This is a genomic window from Prochlorococcus sp. MIT 1314 (assembly GCF_034093315.1).
Taxonomy (GTDB): Bacteria; Cyanobacteriota; Cyanobacteriia; order PCC-6307; family Cyanobiaceae; genus Prochlorococcus_A; species Prochlorococcus_A marinus_Y.
Genome location: NZ_CP139300.1, coordinates 95826 through 116365, shown reverse-complemented (window position 1 = coordinate 116365; position 20540 = coordinate 95826). Strand labels below are relative to the sequence as shown.

The 20540-nt window shown below is 30.6% G+C and carries 24 protein-coding genes; 12 read left to right on the top strand and 12 right to left on the bottom strand.

Annotated elements, in window-relative coordinates; translation table 11 throughout:
- The 4 genes from SOI86_RS00615 to SOI86_RS00600 are packed head-to-tail and all read left to right on the top strand — an operon-like array spanning window position 1 to window position 3820.
- Entirely contained in the window at window positions 1-894 is an 894-nt protein-coding gene (locus tag SOI86_RS00615; RefSeq protein ID WP_320681709.1) for a putative selenate ABC transporter substrate-binding protein, read from the top strand.
- On the top strand, window positions 891-1628 hold the full coding sequence (locus tag SOI86_RS00610) for an ATP-binding cassette domain-containing protein (RefSeq protein ID WP_320681708.1): 738 nt from the start codon (window positions 891-893) through the stop codon (window positions 1626-1628). Before SOI86_RS00615 ends, SOI86_RS00610 begins: the two co-directional genes overlap by 4 nt.
- A gap of 4 nt (window positions 1629-1632) precedes the next feature.
- Complete coding sequence (locus SOI86_RS00605) at window positions 1633-3126, top strand: phosphonate ABC transporter (protein WP_320681707.1); 1494 nt, start codon at window positions 1633-1635, stop codon at window positions 3124-3126.
- Window positions 3127-3175: 49 nt separating this feature from the next.
- Window positions 3176-3820, top strand: coding sequence for a GDSL-type esterase/lipase family protein (locus tag SOI86_RS00600; protein ID WP_320681706.1), 645 nt, complete (start codon window positions 3176-3178; stop codon window positions 3818-3820).
- 16 nt (window positions 3821-3836) lie between these two features.
- On the opposite strand, the gene SOI86_RS00595 is transcribed toward SOI86_RS00600, so the two are convergent.
- Genes SOI86_RS00595 through SOI86_RS00585 form a run of 3 tightly spaced genes read right to left on the bottom strand, consistent with a single transcriptional unit; the run spans window position 3837 to window position 5813 of the window.
- The gene (locus SOI86_RS00595; RefSeq protein ID WP_320681705.1) at window positions 3837-4580 is read right to left on the bottom strand and encodes a TIGR00297 family protein; all 744 of its coding nucleotides are present in this window, start codon (window positions 4578-4580) and stop codon (window positions 3837-3839) included.
- Between the two features lie 6 nt (window positions 4581-4586).
- Window positions 4587-5360 carry a 16S rRNA (uracil(1498)-N(3))-methyltransferase gene (locus tag SOI86_RS00590; protein WP_320681704.1) on the bottom strand — a complete coding sequence of 258 codons (774 nt, stop codon included), beginning with the start codon at window positions 5358-5360 and terminating at the stop codon, window positions 4587-4589.
- Between the two features lie 9 nt (window positions 5361-5369).
- Window positions 5370-5813 carry a DUF3531 family protein gene (locus tag SOI86_RS00585; RefSeq protein WP_320681703.1) on the bottom strand — a complete coding sequence of 148 codons (444 nt, stop codon included), beginning with the start codon at window positions 5811-5813 and terminating at the stop codon, window positions 5370-5372.
- 83 nt (window positions 5814-5896) lie between these two features.
- On the opposite strand from SOI86_RS00585, the gene SOI86_RS00580 reads away from it, so the two are divergent.
- Together SOI86_RS00580 and hslO are read left to right on the top strand one after the other, a co-directional pair.
- On the top strand, window positions 5897-6541 hold the full coding sequence (locus SOI86_RS00580; RefSeq protein ID WP_320681702.1) for an ABC transporter ATP-binding protein: 645 nt from the start codon (window positions 5897-5899) through the stop codon (window positions 6539-6541).
- Complete coding sequence (hslO, locus tag SOI86_RS00575; RefSeq protein ID WP_320681701.1) at window positions 6534-7445, top strand: Hsp33 family molecular chaperone HslO; 912 nt, start codon at window positions 6534-6536, stop codon at window positions 7443-7445. Before SOI86_RS00580 ends, hslO begins: the two co-directional genes overlap by 8 nt.
- Here hslO and SOI86_RS00570 read toward each other — a convergent pair.
- The 3 genes from SOI86_RS00570 to SOI86_RS00560 are packed head-to-tail and all read right to left on the bottom strand — an operon-like array spanning window position 7437 to window position 10530.
- On the bottom strand, window positions 7437-8111 hold the full coding sequence (locus SOI86_RS00570; protein ID WP_320681700.1) for a CPP1-like family protein: 675 nt from the start codon (window positions 8109-8111) through the stop codon (window positions 7437-7439). The two genes, hslO and SOI86_RS00570, sit on opposite strands and share 9 nt — an antisense overlap.
- A 51-nt stretch (window positions 8112-8162) precedes the next feature.
- Window positions 8163-9800: a peptide chain release factor 3 gene (locus SOI86_RS00565; RefSeq protein ID WP_320681699.1), complete on the bottom strand. Its 1638-nt coding sequence runs from the start codon at window positions 9798-9800 to the stop codon at window positions 8163-8165.
- Between the two features lie 31 nt (window positions 9801-9831).
- The gene (locus SOI86_RS00560; RefSeq protein WP_320681698.1) at window positions 9832-10530 is read right to left on the bottom strand and encodes a class I SAM-dependent methyltransferase; all 699 of its coding nucleotides are present in this window, start codon (window positions 10528-10530) and stop codon (window positions 9832-9834) included.
- 133 nt (window positions 10531-10663) lie between these two features.
- Between SOI86_RS00560 and nrdJ the strand changes: the two genes are divergently transcribed.
- Window positions 10664-12997, top strand: a complete 2334-nt coding sequence (gene nrdJ / locus SOI86_RS00555) for a ribonucleoside-triphosphate reductase, adenosylcobalamin-dependent (protein ID WP_320681697.1) — start codon at window positions 10664-10666, stop codon at window positions 12995-12997.
- Between the two features lie 88 nt (window positions 12998-13085).
- Complete coding sequence (locus SOI86_RS00550) at window positions 13086-13349, top strand: RNA recognition motif-containing protein (protein WP_320681696.1); 264 nt, start codon at window positions 13086-13088, stop codon at window positions 13347-13349.
- Here the strand turns inward: SOI86_RS00550 and SOI86_RS00545 are convergent, their stop codons facing one another.
- Window positions 13350-13550 (bottom strand): hypothetical protein, encoded by a 201-nt coding sequence (locus SOI86_RS00545; RefSeq protein WP_320681695.1) that lies wholly within the window; start codon window positions 13548-13550, stop codon window positions 13350-13352.
- Window positions 13551-13865: 315 nt separating this feature from the next.
- Between SOI86_RS00545 and SOI86_RS00540 the strand changes: the two genes are divergently transcribed.
- The 3 genes from SOI86_RS00540 (at window position 13866) to SOI86_RS00530 (ending at window position 15453) form a co-directional block, all read left to right on the top strand.
- Window positions 13866-13967: a DUF4278 domain-containing protein gene (locus SOI86_RS00540; RefSeq protein ID WP_071813302.1), complete on the top strand. Its 102-nt coding sequence runs from the start codon at window positions 13866-13868 to the stop codon at window positions 13965-13967.
- Between the two features lie 135 nt (window positions 13968-14102).
- Window positions 14103-14252 (top strand): hypothetical protein, encoded by a 150-nt coding sequence (locus SOI86_RS00535; RefSeq protein ID WP_320681694.1) that lies wholly within the window; start codon window positions 14103-14105, stop codon window positions 14250-14252.
- Window positions 14253-14700: 448 nt separating this feature from the next.
- A complete protein-coding gene (locus tag SOI86_RS00530; RefSeq protein ID WP_320681693.1) occupies window positions 14701-15453 on the top strand; it encodes a hypothetical protein in 753 nt (250 codons plus the stop codon).
- Window positions 15454-15535: 82 nt separating this feature from the next.
- Here SOI86_RS00530 and SOI86_RS00525 read toward each other — a convergent pair whose 3' ends face one another.
- The 5 genes from SOI86_RS00525 to SOI86_RS00505 form a co-directional block, all read right to left on the bottom strand.
- A complete protein-coding gene (locus SOI86_RS00525) occupies window positions 15536-15946 on the bottom strand; it encodes a hypothetical protein (RefSeq protein ID WP_320681692.1) in 411 nt (136 codons plus the stop codon).
- A gap of 121 nt (window positions 15947-16067) precedes the next feature.
- Window positions 16068-17696, bottom strand: coding sequence for a trypsin-like peptidase domain-containing protein (locus SOI86_RS00520; RefSeq protein WP_320681691.1), 1629 nt, complete (start codon window positions 17694-17696; stop codon window positions 16068-16070).
- Between the two features lie 227 nt (window positions 17697-17923).
- Window positions 17924-18361, bottom strand: coding sequence for a hypothetical protein (locus SOI86_RS00515; protein WP_320681690.1), 438 nt, complete (start codon window positions 18359-18361; stop codon window positions 17924-17926).
- On the bottom strand, window positions 18354-19316 hold the full coding sequence (locus SOI86_RS00510; RefSeq protein ID WP_320681689.1) for a hypothetical protein: 963 nt from the start codon (window positions 19314-19316) through the stop codon (window positions 18354-18356). The genes SOI86_RS00515 and SOI86_RS00510 overlap by 8 nt, the downstream gene beginning before the upstream one ends.
- A 54-nt stretch (window positions 19317-19370) precedes the next feature.
- On the bottom strand, window positions 19371-20129 hold the full coding sequence (locus SOI86_RS00505) for a hypothetical protein (protein WP_320681688.1): 759 nt from the start codon (window positions 20127-20129) through the stop codon (window positions 19371-19373).
- Window positions 20130-20348: 219 nt separating this feature from the next.
- Between SOI86_RS00505 and SOI86_RS00500 the strand changes: the two genes are divergently transcribed.
- Entirely contained in the window at window positions 20349-20528 is a 180-nt protein-coding gene (locus SOI86_RS00500; RefSeq protein WP_320681687.1) for a hypothetical protein, read from the top strand.
- Window positions 20529-20540 lie beyond the last annotated feature (12 nt).

Sequence of the window (20540 nt, the reverse complement as noted above, 5' to 3'; positions counted from 1 at the left end):
ATGATTAATATAAAAAAAATTTTAATTAACTCATCTATTTTTTTATCTTTTTTATCGTCGCCTGTATTGTCAAATTCCATAGTTCTAAGGGTTGGAGCAATACCTGACCAAAATCAAGATATTTTAGACAAAAGATTTAATTTATTTTCAAAAGAATTATCCAAACAACTTGATGTAGAAGTAAAGTATATTCCTGTTATTAATTATGTTGCAGCAGTAACTGGATTTAGAACAAAAGATTTAGATTTGGTTTGGTTTGGTGGTTTATCAGGAGTTCAAGCAAGATTACAAACTCCAAATTCAATTGTCATAGCTCAAAGAGATATTGATAAGAAATTCAAAAGTGTTTTCATAGTAAATAAAAATTTAGAACTTAACTCAATTTCAGATATTAAAGATCTTAGAAAACTCAAAAATTTAAGATTTACTTTTGGCTCTGAAAACTCAACGTCTGGAAGATTAATGCCAGAATATTTCTTAAATCAAGCAGGAGTAGAAATTGAACATTTTAAAGGAAAGAAAGCGAGTTTTAGTGGTAGTCATGATGCCACAATAGCTTTGGTTAATAACGGAGCATTCGATGCTGGAGCTTTAAATAAACAAGTTTGGGAAAAAAACCTTAAAAATAATCCCACAAGAACAAGGAATTTAGAATTATTCTGGGTTACTCCAGAATATGTTGACTATCATTGGCTTGCTCAAGGTGATCTAGACAATAGATTCATGAAAGGATTCACAAAAAAACTTAAATCAGCAATTCTAAATTTAGATATCAAGAAAGAATCACATAAAAAAATATTAGATATGTTCAATGCAAAAAGATTTGTTAATGCAGAAGCAAAACAATATAAAAATATAGAAGATATTGGGAGGAAATTAAAAAAAATTAGATGAATAAAACTCTCTTAGAATTAAAAAACATATCTTATAAATACGAAAATAGACTAATAATAAATAAAGTAAATTTAAAAATAAATTCAGGGGAGAAAATTGCACTTTTAGGTAAAAGTGGTTCTGGGAAAACTACTCTTATATCTTTACTTAATGGCACTATAAAGCCAACTAAAGGTGAGGTTAAATTATTCAATAAAACTTTCGAGGAATTAGATATAAAGCAAAAACGTAAGATAACAACTATTTGGCAAGATTTAAGACTAATAGAAGATCTCTCAGCTGAACAAAATGTTAATTGTGGACTGCTCGCAAAAGAAAATTTTTTTTTCGCTTTTAAAAATTTGCTAAATATAAGTTCATTTAAGAAGGCTCATAAATATATGCAACACTGTAAACTTAATCACTCTATTTACTCCAAAAAAATCAGAAACCTATCTGGAGGACAAAAACAAAGGGTAGCTATAGCTAGATCATTAATTCAAGGATCAGATATATTACTTGCAGATGAGCCTTTTAATAATTTAGATCCCAAATTGATAAGAACCATTAAAAACCTACTCCTGCAAAATGTCGATAAAAACAAAACAAAATCCCCAAAGACAACATTAATTGCATTACATAGATTAGATTTGTTGAATGATTTCGATAAAGTTATTGGGATAAGGGATGGTGAAATTTTTTTCAATCTTAAAAGAACTGACTTAAAGAAGTTTCATTTAGACAAAGTATATTAATTAATTGTATAAATTAAAATTTAACTATACCTCAATATCTTTTCTTCCAATTTTGGTTTTCATACCTTTAGGGTATGAATTAATAAATAATTTACATTTTGGAGGACTTAATTTATTCCAAGAATTCTTAGTTTCTGCATTAAATCCCAAGATCGATAATGAAATCATAATTAAAGTTATTAACAGATTAAATGAAACAATCTTAATTGGTTTTTTTAGTTGGTTGGTGAGTATTATTTTTGGAATAATTTTTGGAATATTATCATCAAATATTTTTTATAAAATCTTTAATATTCCAATTGTTTTTTATGGCGTAATAAAGTCTATTTTAACCATATTGAGATCTATTCATGAAGTAGTTTGGGGACTATTATTAATGCAAATATATGGCATCAATTTTTCAATAGGAATAATAGCTATATGTATTCCTTATATTGCTGTAAATTCAAAAGTTATTGCCGAACAATTAGAAACCATTGACTACAAAACAATTGAATCTATAAACCAAATCCATGGGCCTAAACTTTCTTCTTTATTAACTTTAATATGGAATCCAATAATAATTACCTTTAAAAATTTTGGTTTATATAGATTAGAATGTTCAATAAGAAGTACTGTGATGTTGGGACTTTTTGGGATTGGAGGAATAGGTACTAGTATTTTTTTATCTTTTCAAACTTTAAATTTCAGAGAGTTATGGAGCTATTTGTGGTCATTAGCAATTTTGATAATTATTTCAAGAGAAATATTTAAAAAGATTAAATTTAACAAACCAAATAAAAATCTATCTATTTTTATAATTGCAGTTTTTTTTACAACAATTTTATTTACTTTTTCATATTCCTTGTATTTTATTTTTAATAATAATTTTGAAGATTTAAATTCTCTATTAAAATCAAGCTCATATTTAGAATTTTTTTATTTCTTAAAACTTATATTAGATACAATAATTTTAAGTCTTTTATCAACAGGGATTGCAATAAGTTTACCTCCAATAGTTATAGGAATTTTTAACAACAATTCTTCTAAGATTCTTATAAGATTTTTTGCATTTTTTTTACGCCTAATACCAACACCTGTAATACTTCTAATTCTATTAACTTTTAATAATCCTTCTTTATCTTTAGCAGCTTTAACATTAGGTCTTCATAACGCTGGCATTACAAGCAAATTACTTTTTACAAATCTAGAGAGTCAAGACAAGAGTCATTATGTCGCCATGAGATCTTTAGGAATCTCAAAAAAGACTAGTTGGCTTTTTGGTTTATTTTCTCAACAAGCTAAAAGTTACTTAGCATATTGCGCTTATAGATCTGACATAATTATTAGAGAAACTGCCATCGTTGGGGTTATTGGAAGTGTTGGTCTAGGTTGGCAATTACAGGAATCACTAAGTTCATTCGCATGGCAAGAAGTTACCACAGTTTTGATAGCTTATAGCTCAATCGCAATAGTTGGCGAATTAATAAATGGTAAAATCAAAAATGGTTTAACTTGATCTCTAAGAATATTTTGTTGAATCAAGTAATTGTTTTTTTCCTTTTATAGTGATTAGTTTACCAAAACAGTTAGTTGTAATTGGAGATAGCTCAGTTTATGGATGGGGTGATCATGAAGGTGGGGGATGGTGCGAGAGGCTAAGAAAAGAATGGTCCAAGAATCAAAATGGGCCAGTTATTTATCAACTTGGAGTAAGAGGAGATGGGATAGAAAAAGTTTCATCTAGATGGGAAAAAGAATGGTCTTCTAGGGGAGAAACAAGAAGAAATAAACCTAAAGCAATACTACTTAATGTAGGTCTTAACGACACTGCCGCGATTGGTCAAAAAAATGGAAGGCATCAATTAGATATCGATGGATTTGAATATGGATTAGAGAGATTAATTAATGAAATGCGATCGCAAACCACGGTCTTTGTTCTTGGTCTGACACCTGTTAATGAGAACGAAATGCCGTTCGCAGGATGTCTATGGTACTCAAATGATTTTTGTAATTCTTATGAAAGAAGAATAGAGGAAGTATGTCTGAATCAGAATGTTCCATTTCTGCCTACTTTTAGAGAAATGTACTCTGATCAAAGGAGTAAGAATTGGATTACTAGTGATGGGATTCATTTAAATTCTGAAGGTCATTTCTGGATTTTTCAAAGACTAAAGAGCTGGGAAATTCTTACAAAATGGAAGGATTCATAAATCTTTCCAAACATTTTTAATTTAAAAAATATGGGAAAAAGATAAGGGAAAAGATAGCAAAAATAGAAGCAATACTTGTCTGAATAGCATTTACCATCTCATTACTTAATTTATACTTATTTTGAAATTTAGCCCCAATAATACTTTCAGAAAGTGTTGCCAAAAATCCTGAGACAGCAACAATTATGAAGTGAGATATTGTAGAAATAATTGATAGACGAAGCATTACAAAAGTCATAAAAATTGATCCCAAGAAACTAGCTAATGTTCCTTCTATACTTATTCCTCCTTCAGTGCCTCTATCAACCTTTTTTAGTGAAGTTATTAAATATGTATCTTTGCCAAACCTTTTTCCAATTTCACTACCAAAAGTATCCGCCAACTTTGCAGCAAAACTTGCTGCAAAGCCTATTTTAAAGAAAAGCACATTCGCAGGATTAAATTTGGTCATCATTGCAAGAAATAATCCTGTAGCTGCGGAACCCCAAACATTTTCAGGGCCTCTTCTTCCACCTCTTTTTTCGGCTATTCCTCGTTCTTTTTTAAATTTAAAACCTATTTTGGTAACAAGAGCGCCAAATAATAAATAAATCACAACTGACATCCATCCCTGCCAAGACAAACATCCCCACAAAATTGTTCCTAAAATACCTGCACTTATCCAGCCACCTTTAGTCATCAAAGGGATCTTGCAAAATATATAAATCAAAATAAAATTAATGCAAAAACCTATAAAAAATTGATTTGTAATTAAATCCATTTTTATCTAATTCCTTAATTTGAAATCATTTCTCCATTGGTTAAGAATTGATGATGCATTAATACTAGCTGTTGAAGTTCTCAAGATAGTGTCAGAGAGTTTAACAAAGGTATTATTATTGTTTTTAAAAAAATCAATTTCTCTTGAAGACCAACCTCCTTCAGGGCCTATTACATTCCAAAAAATGGCACCTTTTTTATTTATAAATTCTTGCTGTTTTTTCAACCATTGATTTAAGTCATAACAATTATCTTCTCTAGTAATAGAAATTGAAACTCTTTCTTGATTATCTCTACTTTTCATCCATTCAATAATATCCATACCATTCAAAATAGATGGTTTCCATAATCTCTCACTTTGCTCAACTGCTTCTTTGATAATTGTATTCCATCTCAAAATTTTTCTCGTAAAGTTTAGACTTTTGTTGACCTGTCTTTCTGAAAATAATGGTTGTATAAAATCAATTCCTATTTCAGTACACATTTTTAAAATATCCTCAAAACCCCTTTTGGGTACAACAACAGCTATTCCCAATAAGTAAATTTCTTGTTCTTGAAATAAGTAAGGTTTTTTAAATTGACTTATGTTTAAACAATCATTTTTAACTTTTTTAGCTCTCCATAATGAACCCTTTCCATTAGCTATAAATATTTCCTTACCAGTTTTTATCCTCATTACTTTATTTAAGTAATGAGCCTCATCATTAGTCAGCTCTAAATTATTATTCTTAATATTAATAATTCTTTCATTGGAAATAAATAATCTTGTTAAGTCTTCCATCTAAAACACTTAATCTTTAAAAACCAAATCTTCATGTTCTTGAATAGCCCAATCATTATTTTCACCTCCAATAATTAACTCTTCAATTTTTACATAATTATTTGATATTTCATTCAAAGAATTAATTAAGATATCTATTGAAATCGAATCTGAAGTCCCAAAATCAACCCAACATCTGGCCCAAAGGTTTTGATATTCCATAATTCCTAAATTATGCATTAGAGCTGGAAGAGATGCGTTTTTTTGGTTATTATCATAAGACATCCAACTGAGATCTGAACCCTCATCATGCGTTTGCAAATTTTCAGAGTTAAATCCCCCTAACCTTCCTATAACGTACCAACTATCAAACACGCCATCTAAATATTTTTTTTCATCTTGAGTTGGTGACTCTGAAAACCTTATCCATATCCAACAGTTAAAAGGATCAACTTCTCTAAAAACAATATTCATATTGACTAATAGCTTTTTAAATCTATATCCATTATAAGTAAGTTATTACTAGATTAAAATTCATACCTATAACTTAATTAATAATGCTTTATTTAAAAGAAATATCTTATCAACCTCAAACTAGTGAAAGAAAAATAATAGATAATCTTAATTTAAAAGTTCATGAAAATGAAATCATCTTGATTTGCGGCAATAGTGGTTCTGGGAAAACAACCTTGCTCGAAATAATAAGCGGGTTAACAAATCCACAAAAAGGAAAAATTACTTGGAAAAATAAAATTTTATCTTCTAGGCAAAGAAGATGGTTTTGTGGAGTTGTATTCCAATTCCCCGAAAGATACTTTATTGGTAGCACCATTGGAAAAGAATTAAAAATAGGCCATAAATCTATAAGAGAAAGAAATATAGAAATAGTTTTAAATAAGGTCGGTCTAAAAAAACTAAATCTGACTCAACCACCAGAACAACTTAGTGGAGGACAACAAAGGAGATTGGCTGTAGCAGTTCAGCTACTCAGAAACCCTTCAATTCTTTTACTTGATGAACCAACCGCTGGCTTAGATTGTTCAATGAGAAATGATGTGAAGAATTTAATTCTTGATCTTAAAAATAAAAATACAATTATTATCGTTACTCATGAACCCGCCCTATTTGAGGGGATTCCCACTAGGATGTTAATCCTAGAAAAAGGAAAAATCAAAAATTTTATGAAAGAAAATCATGAATGATAGGATAGTTCGGGCTACTGCAGCAAATGGAGGGATAAGATTAGTTGCAGTCTTAACAACAGAATCTTCCTTAGAAGCAAAAAAAAGACACGGTCTTTCTTATTTAACTACCTGTATCTTGGGAAGAGCATTTAGTGCATCACTGCTTTTAGCAAGTTCCATGAAAATAATGCATGGCAGGGTTACTTTAAGAGTTAGATCTGACGGACCTTTAAAGGGATTGTTAGTTGATGCGGGTAGAGATGGGAAAGTTAGGGGTTATGTAGGAAATCCTGATTTAGAGTTAGATTTAGTCAAAATAGACTCTAATAAATATTCTTTTAATTTTACAAAAGCATTAGGTACAGGCTATTTAAATGTTATTCGAGATAGCGGCATTGGAGAGCCTTTTACCAGTACTGTTGAATTAGTAAAAGGGAATATTGCCGAAGACTTGGCTTCATATTTATATCATTCAGAACAAACCCCTTCCGCTGTTTTCATTGGAGAGAAAATTAAAAATAAGAGTGTTATTTGTAGTGGTGGCTTATTAGCCCAAGTTTTACCTAAAAAAGATACTGACCCTTTACTAGTATCACTTCTTGAAGAAAGATGTAAAGAAATTAATTCTTTCAGCGAAACCCTTTTTCAGTCAAAAGATAATCTTCTTTCGTTAATTAGAAATATATTTCCCGATATTGACGATAAATCAATATCCGAAAAAGCTCGTTCACAAGAAGTTCTTTTTAAATGCAAGTGTTCCAAACAAAGAAGTTTAAATGCCATGAAAATGCTAGATAAGAGCGATTTAGAAGATATTTTAAAAGAAGATGGTAAAGCAGAATTGATATGTGAATTTTGTAAGAACAAATATTTGATAAATTATGAAGAAATTAGATCGATGATAGATAATCAATCACAATAAGATTACGCCCAGCCACAAAATTATCATGGCGGGAACACTTTGAATCTTTTGTATTGTTAAAGAATTGTTCGATATTTCTTGAATGAAAGAATTAGTTTCAAGAAATCCACCAAATATTAATCCTATTGAAAGAAAGGTAACACTCCATCCTAAAGAACCAATAAATCTTTTCCCCGATTTAATTTGGGTATAGGTAAGTATTAATGTTGAGATAGAGAGTAAAAGTCTATTATTCGAATCTGGGCTAATAAGTAGCAAAATTAAAAATAAAAGTCCGACAGATATTTTTATTGAAAGGTTTTCAAATGAAGGGGGCGTTATTTTAGGAAGACTATACTGATTTGAGTTTTTAGAGTTATTACTTAGATTTTTTAACTGGGAAATTAGTGGGAAATTATTATTGGTAAATTGATTAATTTGTTTTTCTTTTTTCGAAGCGTTTACTGCTTCATAACTTACATTTCCTGATTGTCTTGCTTTCAAACTCCCCATAAGTAATTGATCAAAGGAGGATTCTATTTTTGCTTTTAAAATTAAATCTTCACCAGCCTCTTCAACTTTAATATCTCTAGCCTTCTGAATATCCTCAAAAGCAGCACCTTCTTTTACACCCAAAATTTCATAAGGTGATTTTTCACTATTGTTTTTACTACTGTTTGAATCCAAAATTTTTTTTCAATAATAACAGATTAACCAATTATATAATCCATTAAGGCTTTATAACACAATTGGTTCGACCCCACTAACCACAGGCGCAACTTTTTTTAAAGTTAAGTGCATATTATCTTCTACAAATTGATTTAGATTCCACTCGTTTTTAAAAAGAATAACTGGTCTATTCCAACAATCTTTAACTATTTTACAATTGAATATTCTGCCTAGTTTTTCAATAGCTGGCCATCCATCAGAAACCCATCTAGCCAATTGATATGGCATTGATTCAAGATTTGCATCTACACCATATTCACTTTTTAACCTGTGAGTTACTACTTCCAACTGCAATTGACCAACAGCTGCGAGTATAGGGTCTCTTTTACTCTCATCAAAGTCATAAAGAATCTGAACAGCACCTTCTTCACGAAGTTCATTCACACCCTTTCTAAAGTTTTTAAAAGCTGAAGGATTTGGATTTCTTAGCCAGCTGAATATTTCAGGACTAAAGGATGGTATACCTTCGTACTCCAGATGAGTACCAGTATAAAGAGTATCTCCAATAGAAAACATTCCTGGATTATTCAAGCCAATAACATCTCCAGGATAGGCATCATCAACTACTTCTCTATCTTGCCCAAATATTTTTTGTGGTCTTGATAATCTGATTGTTTTCCCAGTTCTGGAATGTTTAACTGACATGTCTTTTTCAAATTTCCCACTACAAACTCTTATAAAAGCAACCCTATCTCTATGCTTTGGATCCATATTTGCCTGAAGCTTAAAAACAAACCCACTAAATTCATCGCTTGCAGGTTCAATATCCCCTTGATTACTATTTCTTGAAGTTGGCTTTTGAGCCATTTGTAAAAAACTATCTAAAAATGGTCTTACGCCAAAATTAGTCATTGCAGATCCAAAGAAAACAGGGGTTAAAGAGCCATTAAAAACTTTTTCTTTTTCAAATCTTGATCCTGCCTCATCAAGAACCTCCAATTCTTCAAGTGAGTTTTCAAGTAAATCTCTCTCTACATATTTTGATATCTCTTGATCCTCAAGACTTAACCTTTTCTCATTCGATTGTCTCCCTCTCACGGCTTTATCAAATAAAATCACCTCTCTCGAAAATCTATCAATAACTCCTCTAAATTCCTCGCCACTCCCAATTGGCCAGTTAATAGGTAAAGTATTTAATCCAAGTTCTGATTCAATTTCATCAAGTAATGAAAATGGCTCTCTTCCGGGTCTATCCATCTTATTTATGAAAGTAAATATTGGTATTTTTCGCATCTTGCAAACTTCAAACAATTTTCTAGTTTGAGGTTCTAGTCCTTTAGCAGCATCTTCCAACATAACTGCATTATCAGCGGCAGCTAATGTTCTATAAGTATCTTCGGAGAAATCTTGGTGTCCTGGTGTATCTAAAAGATTGATTACTGAATTTTCATATTTAAATTGCAATACAGTCGATGTAATAGAAATCCCTCTTTGTTTCTCAAGTTCCATCCAGTCTGATGTAGCTTTTCTCTGATTACCCCTGGCTTTTACTGCTCCTGCTTGTTGAATGGCACCTCCATATAAAAGAAGCTTCTCAGTAAGAGTCGTTTTCCCAGCATCTGGATGTGAAATAATGGCGAAATTTCTTCTTTTATTTACCGCATCCAGTATTTGTTTATTATTTAGAATTTTAGTACCTAAGCTCATCTATATAATATAAGGGCCTTTCACTTCGTTCTTAAACATTACCATAGACTATTAAATAATTATCACCTTCTTCAAACACATCTAAAGAGGATAGATCATTCTCTAAAATGAAATTTTTTAACTCTTTAAAAGTATATGAAGCCCTTAAAGAAGCATAATAATCATTAGTCAAAATCTCATTATATTTAGTTGAGCATTGTGCCTTAAGTTCTAGAGCAGACTTTTCATCTAATGGCCTTTTTAAGTCCTTATGAAAATTCAAAGTGATATTTTTACTAGACAAACTTCTTATGGTGTTGAAGAAATCTTTAAGATGGGTAATATGATGGATTAAACTATTACTTACAAGTAAACTTATATCTCTATTAAGTAAAAAATTAGTCAATTTAATTTCCTTGATATCAGAACAGATATAGCGTAAATTGTCTAATTTCTTTTGATTGTTATGAATCTTTTTGTTGTGTTCTGCTCTCAAAATCATCTCTTCAGAACCATCTATTCCAACCACTTCAGTATTAGGCCATTTTATTGCTAACTTCTCAGAAATATTTCCTGGGCCACATCCTAAATCAACTATTAAATCTTTTTCACCTAAAGAAATATTTTTTCTAAAAAGATAATTATTTATTTGATTAATTAGATTAACTTCCCCTTCTGAAAAATCAGCTTCGTCATAAGAAATGACTTGCTCTTTTTTTTTCATTAATTCAGGTTCAGGTATTCTTTCCATATACTTTCTTAAAAAAAGATTTCATATTAAACATAATTTTACACAAACCGTTAAATAGTGGTAAGAATAGTTGCAGACGCCACTGGTAGAGTTATTCTTCCAATACGGGTATTTACATACATTATTTTTTATCGTGACTGTTGCACCAAATAAGGCTTCTTCAGAGAGCAATTTCAATAATCTTAAAAAAGATGATTTTCCAAACACAGCACCAGCTGCTTATCCTGTTTTTTTCAGATCTTACAGTAGGAAAACATCCTCAGGCAAAAGAGAGAACTGGAGCGAAGTAGGTGAAAGAAATTTATCGGGATTAAAAGAATTAGGAAAACTTTCTGATAAAGAAATGATCTTAATGAGAGAAATGCAAAGTAACCAAAAAGCCCAACCTTCGGGGAGGTGGTTATGGATTGGTGGAACTCCTTGGATTAATAAGAATCAAAATTTCTCAGGAGCATACAACTGTACTTCAACAAACTTAATTGATTGGGAAGCCTTCGCATTAATGATGGATTTAGCAATGATGGGATGTGGAACAGGTGCAATAATTGAGCCCCATTTTATAAATAATCTCCCTAAGGTAATAAACAAAATAAATATTAAATCAGTTAGTGAAGTTGGAATAACTCCTAAAGATCAAAGAAAAGAAAAATCATCTCTTGAAGTTAAAGGAAAAGATCTTCACATTAAAGTAGGAGATAGCAGAAGAGGTTGGGTAGATAGCTATAAATATCTTCTTGAGGCATCAAGTAACGAAACTCTTGAGAGAGAAATTGATGTATACATTAACTTGGAAGATATTAGACCGGCTGGAGAATCCTTAAAGGGTTTTGGTGGGATGGCAAATCCTATTAAATTAAAAGATCTCTACTCCAGAGTTGCGTCACTTCTTGGAAAGGCAATTGGAAGGAAATTAAGTACCGTAGAGTGTTGTTTGTTAATTGATGAAGCGGCAGTAACCATAGTTGCTGGGAATATAAGAAGAAGTGCTGGAATGAGACAATTTGCCTCAGATGATAATGAAGCGGCATCGGCAAAAGAAAATCTATGGAGTCAAGATGAGAATGGTAATTGGAGAATAGATCCTGAAAAAGATGCCCTAAGGATGGCAAACCACACAAGGGTTTACCATACAAAACCTTCTTACAAAACTGTTTTGGATGCTGTAACAAAACAATTTCATTCAGGTGAGGGGGCTATTCAATTTGCTCCAGAAGCAATCGCAAGGTCAAATGCAGATATTCTCAAAGATGATGAATTGAGAAAGGAATTTATTGAAATTTACTCAGAACAAGGTAAGGATGAAGCGAGAGATTGGATAAATAGAAGTTATGGTCCATTTTCTGAAGAAGAGCTAAATCACAGAATGAGCAGATATGGACTCAACCCTTGTGGGGAGATCTTGGGAAATGATTTTCATTGTAATTTGGCTGAGGTTCATTTAAATCAGATTGATCCAGAAAATCTTGAAGAACAAAAAAAGGCTTTTAAAGCAGCGGCTCTTTCTGTAGCATGCTTACTTAATCATGAATTTGAAGTTGAGCGTTACAGAAAAAGTAGAGAATATGATCCTATTGTAGGGGTAAGTTTCACTGGATTATTTGATTTCTGCGTTCATGCATTTGGGACACCATGGTTGAAGTGGTGGGAAGCAGGAAGACCAAATAGCGAGGAAGGTAAGAATTTCAAAGAGAAGGAAGCTAAATTCTTAGATTCTTGGAGAAAGATAGTAAAAGAAACTGTCTGGGAATATTGTGATAAACATAATCTAAGAAGACCAAATCGATGCACAACAGTTCAACCAGCGGGGACTAAAAGTCTTCTTACTGGAGCAGCTCCAGGATGGCATCCTCCAAAGGCGCAAAGATTCATAAGAAGAATAACTTTCAGAAAAAATGATCCAATCGCTTTAGCTTGCATGGATTATGGTTACTCAGTTGTTCCATCTCAATCTGATAAAGATGAAAATGGCTGCTTACTTGATAATCCATTTGATCCAAGATGTACAGAATGGTTAGTTGAAATCCCCACAGAAGTTAGCTGGGCAAATATAGATGGTGCAGACCAGATAGATATCAATAATTTTTCAGCATTAGCTCAATTTGATTTTTACATGCAAGTGCAGAAATTTTACACCGAGCATAATACCTCTGCAACAGTAGAATTTAGAGAAAATGAAATCGAAGATTTAGCTAAGGCTATTCATAATGCAATAGAAAATAATGAGGGATATATTTCAGCGGCATTACTAGCTCGATTTAGTGCCAACGCTACTTTCCCTAGATTACCTTTTGAACCAATAAGTAAAGAGGAATATATATCATTGCAAAACAAAGTAATAGAAAGAAAAGTTAACAACGATTTCTTTGACGCTCTGAATAAATATGATGTCGGAGAACTATCTGAAGCAGGACCAGCAGGTTGTGATTCAGATAAGTGCCTGCTTCCTCTGGCTAAACCAAAAGATTAAATATTAGATTATTTGTAAATAAAAAATATAAATTAGTTTTTTAAAATTTAATTTATGGCTACCTCTTAAATAGGGACATAAATTATTTATGACATTAAGCTTAAATATTGGGAACTTATTTAATGATTCCTCCAGCCATGCCTTAGTTGATGAGCTAAGAAAGAGAACATCAGAAGAAGATATATTAGACTTTGAAGAAAAATTTAACTCCAAAAATGAAAAAAATCTACACATATATATATGTAGATTTCTAAAAAACAGGTCAATATCTAGGGCTCTCGCCTCTAAATGGCTAATAACCATAATTAAAAACAAAGAATCAAAAATTGATGCTTTGCAAAGAATTAAATAATTAGGTTATAGCAGAAAGTCTCCATAGAGCAATTCCAAAAATTGAGAACCCCATAATAAAAGTAAACGCCAAAGCATTTACCAATTGAACTTTATCATTCATTCTGTCTGCGAATGGTAGTAATTCAGCAAATAATGGAGTCCATTGAGTATTGGCAGAGTTAGATCTTTGTCTTGTAGGTTTTTTGCTTTGAGAAAACATAAAACAAATTTTATAATATTCAGAATTTTACATTTAAAAAGTGTTTAAATAAAAAATTCTTCTTAAAAACGAACAAAATGTAACCTGCAAGAAACGGCATAAGGTTTAAAGGCAAATATTTTCTTTACTAGGATCCTCCTAATTGAATCATTAAGATATTTAAGTTTATTTATTAAAAACCTGGACAAATAATTTTCTTGGATGTTACTATTTATTTGTAGCAACCGCTACCAAAACGTTCAACTTGCGTTTAGCAAGCCGCAAATCGACTTAAGCCATGGAACGGGGACTTAAGCGAAACCGGAGCTTAAAAACATGACTCTAATTTACAGAGGACAAAAGTACGTCCAGAACAAAGAAGTTGCAAAGAAGCAGCACAACGAACTAACTTACAGAGGCAAAGCTTATACAAGCTAGTTAATTTATCCAATAAATAAAAGAGCCACTTTTAGTGGCTTTTTTATTGTCAATTCATAGACTAAAAAAATACTTAAATACTTCACACAATGATTAAAATAATATGATTTAATTGCATTTATAGATTTAATAAACATGGCAGACCAGAAACCTTTATTTAAAACACCTTATGACATAAAAGATGTAAGTGCTCTTTTTGCAATAGTTGCCTTCGTTTTAATAATTGCCGCCATAGTTGGCAACAACTTATTTGGTTTATTTCAACAAAATATTAACTTTGGGTAATTTTCTAATGCCAAACTAGTTTTTCGTGGATTTAATTTCACTTGTATATACAAAAATCAATAAGAGTTAACCTTTTTTTTTTCAAACTCAAACTAATAAATTTATTTATTTAGATATTTAGTTCAGAAATTTTCAAGCCTACCACTGACATACCATTTTTAGCATGACAAGTGCAACACAACTGAATAACCCTCTTGAGGGGTGGTCAAGTGGTTTAAGGCTCTAGTCTTGAAAATTAGTTTGCGTTGTAGTTATATCAGCAATTTAGAGAATAACTTGTCATACAGTTCCGAATCAGTTCCAAAAAAATGAGTAACTCTTTTAAATTAAGTTTTAAACCTAAATTTTGATATTTTTGATTATGCATTTTTAGAAAGTTAATATATAACTTGTTTCTGTTAAAAGGCAATAATAAAATAATTAAAGAAATGAACAAATTCACTAGTTGATGAACTTTCACAAAAAACTCTTTACAATTTTTGGAGTTTTACTTTTTTACTTTTTAAATTTCCCTGAAAAATTATTCGCCGACCCAAAAAGTTTTGAGTGGCAACCCGTGGGAGTTGATGATTATGGGAATATTACGCAATGGATAAATCTTTTAAGTTATGAGCCGCTGAACAATGATTCATTCAGAATGCAGATGAAGCTGGTAGAGGGGAATAAACAAATACTTGGACGTTTAGACATTAATTGTCGAAATAAGGATTACTATTTACGAAAAAGAAAACAAATGTCTCAAAGAGGTACTTGGAACAGCCTTGTAAAAGGAAGCAGCTTTGAAGAAATAGCACAGTTCCATTGCAAGAAAACAGATGCAGCACCGCTCTGGGGATATACATCAGCAACTAAATATTTATGGAATATCGATAACCCTTCATATCCAGCTTCCAATCATAAAGGTAATTGGCTTACTTTATATAAAAACAGATCTCGTGAATTTAAATACAATTCAAATACACTAAAGATATCCGATTATATATTAGCTGCATATTTCTATCAAAAAAAGCAGTCCTATCAATATAATCCATACATTTCACGAAAATCAGATTACGGCTGGATTGCTGTTAGTTGCAAAGAAAATCTTAGCTCCGTCTTTAGAAAATTAAGCAACTCTTCGAAAGGAGAATGGATGGCTCCAAAACCGGGGCCAATTGGTGGAGGGGCAAGCTTGATTAGAAAAGCAAAATGTTATGAATAATAAATTAATTTTTTAAAATCATAATTAAACAAATAGTTAATACTCAAATATTATTTATTTGTCAGAAATAATTAAATTAAACCTATGATGCGAAATTCTCAGTCTCATCACCTTTTATTTCTTCAGGTGCTAGCAATTCTGCTGGGATAGGATCTGTAATTCCACAATATAATGTTTCTCTCAAATCAGAAACTTTTTCTATAAGATCCTGTTTATTAATTGCTACTACAATTTTTTGTGCTTTTAATAGTTTATCGCATGCCCATTTTTGTTTTGATGCAACAATTTTTCCTCCTCTAAATGCAATTTTGCCAACATCCTTCAAAATCTTATTGGCAGCTTTTGTTTTTGCCTTATCAGTAATAGAATCTGTACCACCGCCTCCTCCTCCGAGTCCAGGGACTTTAGGAACACCAAAAGCATAAACTTGCCCAATACCAAATGTACCTGCAAGAAACAAGGCTGATGTAGTTGCTAATAATGAACGTTTCATTAACCTTACATAAATTATTAAATTATGATTGCTTATTTTATGACTCTTGGTCAAGTTAATATAAAACATCCCTAAACAAAAAGTAATTTTCCTAAGATAAGATTTGTTTTTAAATCCCTTCTCAACAACCTAAAGCATCTGTGAATGGTTTCATCCGTTTTTTTTGCTGCTTATAATCATTTGCGAATGCGCCTTGACTTCCTTGCTTAGACAGACCTTCTTTTATAAGATTATTTGCCCTATTAAAATCTTGGCATGCTCTTTTATACTCTTTATTTTCAACTAGGATGAATGCCATATCAATAAAAATACTCGGGTCTTTGGGAGCTAATTTTGAAGCCCTTATAAGAGATGCATATGCATTTCCTAATTCCTTTGCATAAAAATGGTAATTAGCTTTATCTTTCCAGGACGTCACATCATCAGGTTTTAAGGATAACCTTTCATCAATATTTTTTATTGCATAACGATATGAAAGGATGGAATCTTGATTATTTATATGTTGACCATATAAAAAATGGACATAAGCTCTTATCTTTTGGAATGTTCCATCATACGAATCTTTTGAAGACAAAAAAGCAGGTTTTTGAAGTCTGATTGCTCTATTAATATTTTCAAGAGCTTCAGATAAATATGTTTTATCTTTGGTTCCATCTTCATATCTACGAATATAAATCTGAGCTATTAGTGCTGGAATCAAAGGCCGATTACTTTCCATTTTTTCTGCTCTTTTTAAACCTTCTAATACAGGAGTTGATGCCTCTTCTACTATGAAATTAGGATTATTATTTATTTTTTCAGTCCTTGCAATATTTATAAATGACTTAGCTCTACTTATTAATGCTGAGGCATCAACTTTTTCATTATTTTTCCCAAGATCTTCTGGAAATCCTTTAGAGGGATCAAATGGATCAATTAATTGTTTCCAATATGGAATATGAATCCCGATACCATGGCTTCCTCGACTTAATAATAAGTTTTCTTCTCTACTAACTTCACGATAACCATGAATACCTACTAATTTTCCTTTCTTTGACCATACGCCCCCTCCATCCATACCAATCTCTGTTTGGGCGAGATATCTTAAACCATATCCTTTGCAGGTTTCATTAATCGACGATGCTGGTATATCGACAGTCCCCTGACTTTCCCGGATAACAAATTTTCCATTTTCAGATTTAGGATATCCTGAAACATAAATATCCTTTCCATATCTTTTGATAGAACTTGACCTTTTCGCAACAATATATTCTTTATCTGAGGTGAATTCTAAAACAGCTATATCTATTGGCCAAGGATAGGCTTTACTTATTGGCGCACTACAAAATGTACTACTCATTTTTTCCTGACCCTTCAAAATTGGAGGGCAATTAACCTTGAGATTTGAGTAATTATTAGAATCATGCCAAGAACCATCAAATGTTTTTAAAGCATATTCTTCAGCATCAACAAATTGATTTCGCAAACTACAAACAACATGCGCAGATGTCAAAACACTATAAGCATTATCTTCTTTTTTTATAAGAACCCCTGAGCCTGGTTGTTCATCTCCATTTATTCCAATTATAGAAACAGTTACTTTTTCAATTAATTCTTTGGGATCAATTTTAGGTTCATCATCTGATTTATATCTACATATTGCTTTATTTTTGTGAACTGGCGATGAACAATTTATTGCAAATGTCTTTAAAGAATTAACATTAAGAAAACCAAAAAATAATATTATGAATGTTCTTACTAAAAGTTTCATTTCCTTATTGGATTTTAGGACTTAAGATTTCCAAAAAAGGGTTTAACAACCTTCCTTTTATTTTTATCCATTGTCTTGGCTTCATTAAATTTATAGGAAAAGTCTTTGTAGTTATTAATATTTATCCTTATGCTATTTTGCTTTAACTCCATAAAACAATATTTTCACTTAAATAATGCTGGAAAATTAAATAAAACAGATAATTTTATTCATATTAAATAAAGAATTTAATCCCTTTTTAACTTTTTTTTAATGAAATTCCTTGATTTTTGAAGAAAATCTAAACCCTTTAATCTACCAACTCTTTGACCATAGGAAATCTTATAAGTACCTTTATTATTTAAGCAAGAATATATCTTATAGATTCCAATATCATTAGCCTTCAAATTTGGAAAATTTAGCTTGATGTGTCTATATAAAGAGGATGAAGCATTTAAATCTGTTTTTTCTTTGATAAAATCTATCATCTCGATATTTTTACTTTTAATAGATACTGTTTGAGTATAAATTAACTGTCTTTGTCTCATAAATTTTTTTTTCAAAAAGATCCCCTCTGGATAGGGATAGGATAAACAATTTCTTTGTTCACTAAAAACTGAAGTGCTAAATAAATTAATTATCATCACAATTAGAAAATATTTTCTAAAAAATAAAAAACTATTCATAGTTAATCTTCCTTACATTAACTCTAGAAATTTCACTTAATTGATTTTCATTAATATCAATAATTAAATAAAAATTTCTGCTTAAAAATATTTTTTTTAAACTACCGTAGTCTTCTATTAGTGAATGGGGAGGAAATAATTTACCAGTTAAATAACCCCAATTTTTATCGTTAATAATTTCAGGAGAATTTTTTTGATAATGGTATTCCAATAAATGAATACTGTTTATAAGGCAGTTTTTTGAATGATTAGCACAATTTTTTTTATTCTTTCCAAATGAAACACCCCCATACATTTGGCCTTTTTTGTTAATCAAATCAATTGCCAAATCATATGAGCTATTTCTTTCAAAGAATTTATCAAACTGATTATTTCTATAAATTCCTACCTCACTTATTTCATATAACTTCATTAAGTTCTGCTTATCATTTATTATCCCAAACAATTGATCTTGGCCAAACTTAAAATTTGGACCTGCAAGTATCTGGGGATTATGTTTATGTCCTCTTATAACAGCAATATCATCAGCCTGAAGTCCATCTTTCAATGTATCTATAAGATTTACCTTAAATCCAGAATTCAATTCAAGTGTTAGAGGAATAATAACGACACTATTTGGATTTCTAAATATACTAAAAGGACCGTCATCTCTATTGCACCACGTAGGGTATGCTACTGTTCCAACAATTGAAAATTGTCCAATTTCTTTACAAAAATCATCCTCAAAAAAACTTCTTACACCATAAAAAGCCTTCCCCATCTTTTCTTCTACTGACCTACCTTGCTTGATTTTATTAATAATTTCTTTTTCGTACATTTCTTTTCGATCTTTCAAATTTTTAATATTTCCCTTTACCTGTATAGAGTCTCCAAAGTTAATATTTATCCCAGTACTATCTGATGCAAAAATTTGGATATTTGGATTTACATTTTTAAAATAATCTAAAAATGACATGGTAATTAATATTAAAATTAGCTTTTTAATTATGAAATCCATAGATTTAGTTTTTTATTTATCATCCTTGATTTTTATGCCTGTAATATCTAATTTCTCATCAATATAAGATGAAAAAGTTTTTATTCTAACTACTACATCTGCCTCTACTTTAAATAAACCATCCTCTTCAAAAGAATTTAGTATATTTAATGATTCAATGTAACCTTCACTATATCCACTAGTTAACTTACCTATAGTTTCTTTAATATAAAGATCTTTTTTTTCAATTTCATTTTCTATAAAATAAGTAAGTTTCTTTACACTATCTAAATAATCATCACTATAAATTCTTTCTCCCACTACAAATAGTAGTGCCTGTTTTATCGCATCATTTATAGCATCATCTTCTGAAGAACCGGTACCTATTTTAAATATTTTTTTTAAACCAATTTCTTTTGTACTTACTTCTGAAGGTTTAAATAAAGGGTGATATTCTTGTTCATTTAGTCCATAACCTATTTTTGCAATTGCAACTACTTTGTGCAAATTATTATTTGCAGAACTTTTAATTAATTTAAATGATAATATTGAACCCTGATTAAAGCCGAAACTAGTACTTCTAAAACTATCTAAACTATCATTTTTAACGATATTATTATTTACTACTGTCTTTTTATAAAGATCAACCCTTCTTTTCTTTACATATCTTGGAGATGCCATCAATAATGCATTTTGAGCTGCATTCATTGCCGCTTTTTCCTTTGAATTTCCTGTCCCATTAACTATGATAGTCTTTATATTATTACCTTGAACTAGTAAATTATTATTCAAGATATAGTTGTTTTTATTCGATAAATTATAAAAATTATTTTTATTAGTAAATGAGGCTACAAAATCATTATTATTAACTATAAGAAAAAGCAAAAAATATAAAAATTTATAAAAATTCTTTTTTAATAAATAGTTTTTTTTAAAATTAATTTTCTTGTCCTCTAGTAAAATATGAAAGAGTTTAAAATTATTATATTAGAAGGAGATAATTTTTAAATAATGAGAAATCTTATAATAGCCAGTATGGTTTTCTTTCTACTCTATTCAAATGCTTCATTCAGATCAAACACAATAAAAGCACTTCAATCAATTACTAACTTTATAAAAGAACTTCCTAAAGAGGAAAAATTTGAAAAAAATGTTCAACCAAAATTAAAACAGGGTTCTTCAACTTACTAATAATTTAGATTA

Coding starts and splice junctions, on each gene's coding strand:
- SOI86_RS00525 (WP_320681692.1), bottom strand. CDS start 15,946: ATGAAACGTTCATTATTAGCAACTACATCAGCCTTGTTTCTTGCAGGT.
- SOI86_RS00585 (WP_320681703.1), bottom strand. CDS start 5,813: ATGAATATTGTTTTTAGAGAAGTTGATCCTTTTAACTGTTGGATATGG.
- SOI86_RS00610 (WP_320681708.1), top strand. CDS start 891: ATGAATAAAACTCTCTTAGAATTAAAAAACATATCTTATAAATACGAA.
- SOI86_RS00520 (WP_320681691.1), bottom strand. CDS start 17,696: ATGAAACTTTTAGTAAGAACATTCATAATATTATTTTTTGGTTTTCTT.
- SOI86_RS00560 (WP_320681698.1), bottom strand. CDS start 10,530: ATGGAAAGAATACCTGAACCTGAATTAATGAAAAAAAAAGAGCAAGTC.
- SOI86_RS00535 (WP_320681694.1), top strand. CDS start 14,103: ATGGCAGACCAGAAACCTTTATTTAAAACACCTTATGACATAAAAGAT.
- SOI86_RS00515 (WP_320681690.1), bottom strand. CDS start 18,361: ATGAATAGTTTTTTATTTTTTAGAAAATATTTTCTAATTGTGATGATA.
- SOI86_RS00550 (WP_320681696.1), top strand. CDS start 13,086: ATGACATTAAGCTTAAATATTGGGAACTTATTTAATGATTCCTCCAGC.
- SOI86_RS00500 (WP_320681687.1), top strand. CDS start 20,349: ATGAGAAATCTTATAATAGCCAGTATGGTTTTCTTTCTACTCTATTCA.
- SOI86_RS00565 (WP_320681699.1), bottom strand. CDS start 9,800: ATGAGCTTAGGTACTAAAATTCTAAATAATAAACAAATACTGGATGCG.
- SOI86_RS00615 (WP_320681709.1), top strand. CDS start 1: ATGATTAATATAAAAAAAATTTTAATTAACTCATCTATTTTTTTATCT.
- SOI86_RS00590 (WP_320681704.1), bottom strand. CDS start 5,360: ATGGAAGACTTAACAAGATTATTTATTTCCAATGAAAGAATTATTAAT.
- SOI86_RS00540 (WP_071813302.1), top strand. CDS start 13,866: ATGACTCTAATTTACAGAGGACAAAAGTACGTCCAGAACAAAGAAGTT.
- SOI86_RS00595 (WP_320681705.1), bottom strand. CDS start 4,580: ATGGATTTAATTACAAATCAATTTTTTATAGGTTTTTGCATTAATTTT.
- SOI86_RS00545 (WP_320681695.1), bottom strand. CDS start 13,550: ATGTTTTCTCAAAGCAAAAAACCTACAAGACAAAGATCTAACTCTGCC.
- SOI86_RS00530 (WP_320681693.1), top strand. CDS start 14,701: ATGAACTTTCACAAAAAACTCTTTACAATTTTTGGAGTTTTACTTTTT.
- SOI86_RS00580 (WP_320681702.1), top strand. CDS start 5,897: ATGCTTTATTTAAAAGAAATATCTTATCAACCTCAAACTAGTGAAAGA.
- hslO (WP_320681701.1), top strand. CDS start 6,534: ATGAATGATAGGATAGTTCGGGCTACTGCAGCAAATGGAGGGATAAGA.
- SOI86_RS00510 (WP_320681689.1), bottom strand. CDS start 19,316: ATGTCATTTTTAGATTATTTTAAAAATGTAAATCCAAATATCCAAATT.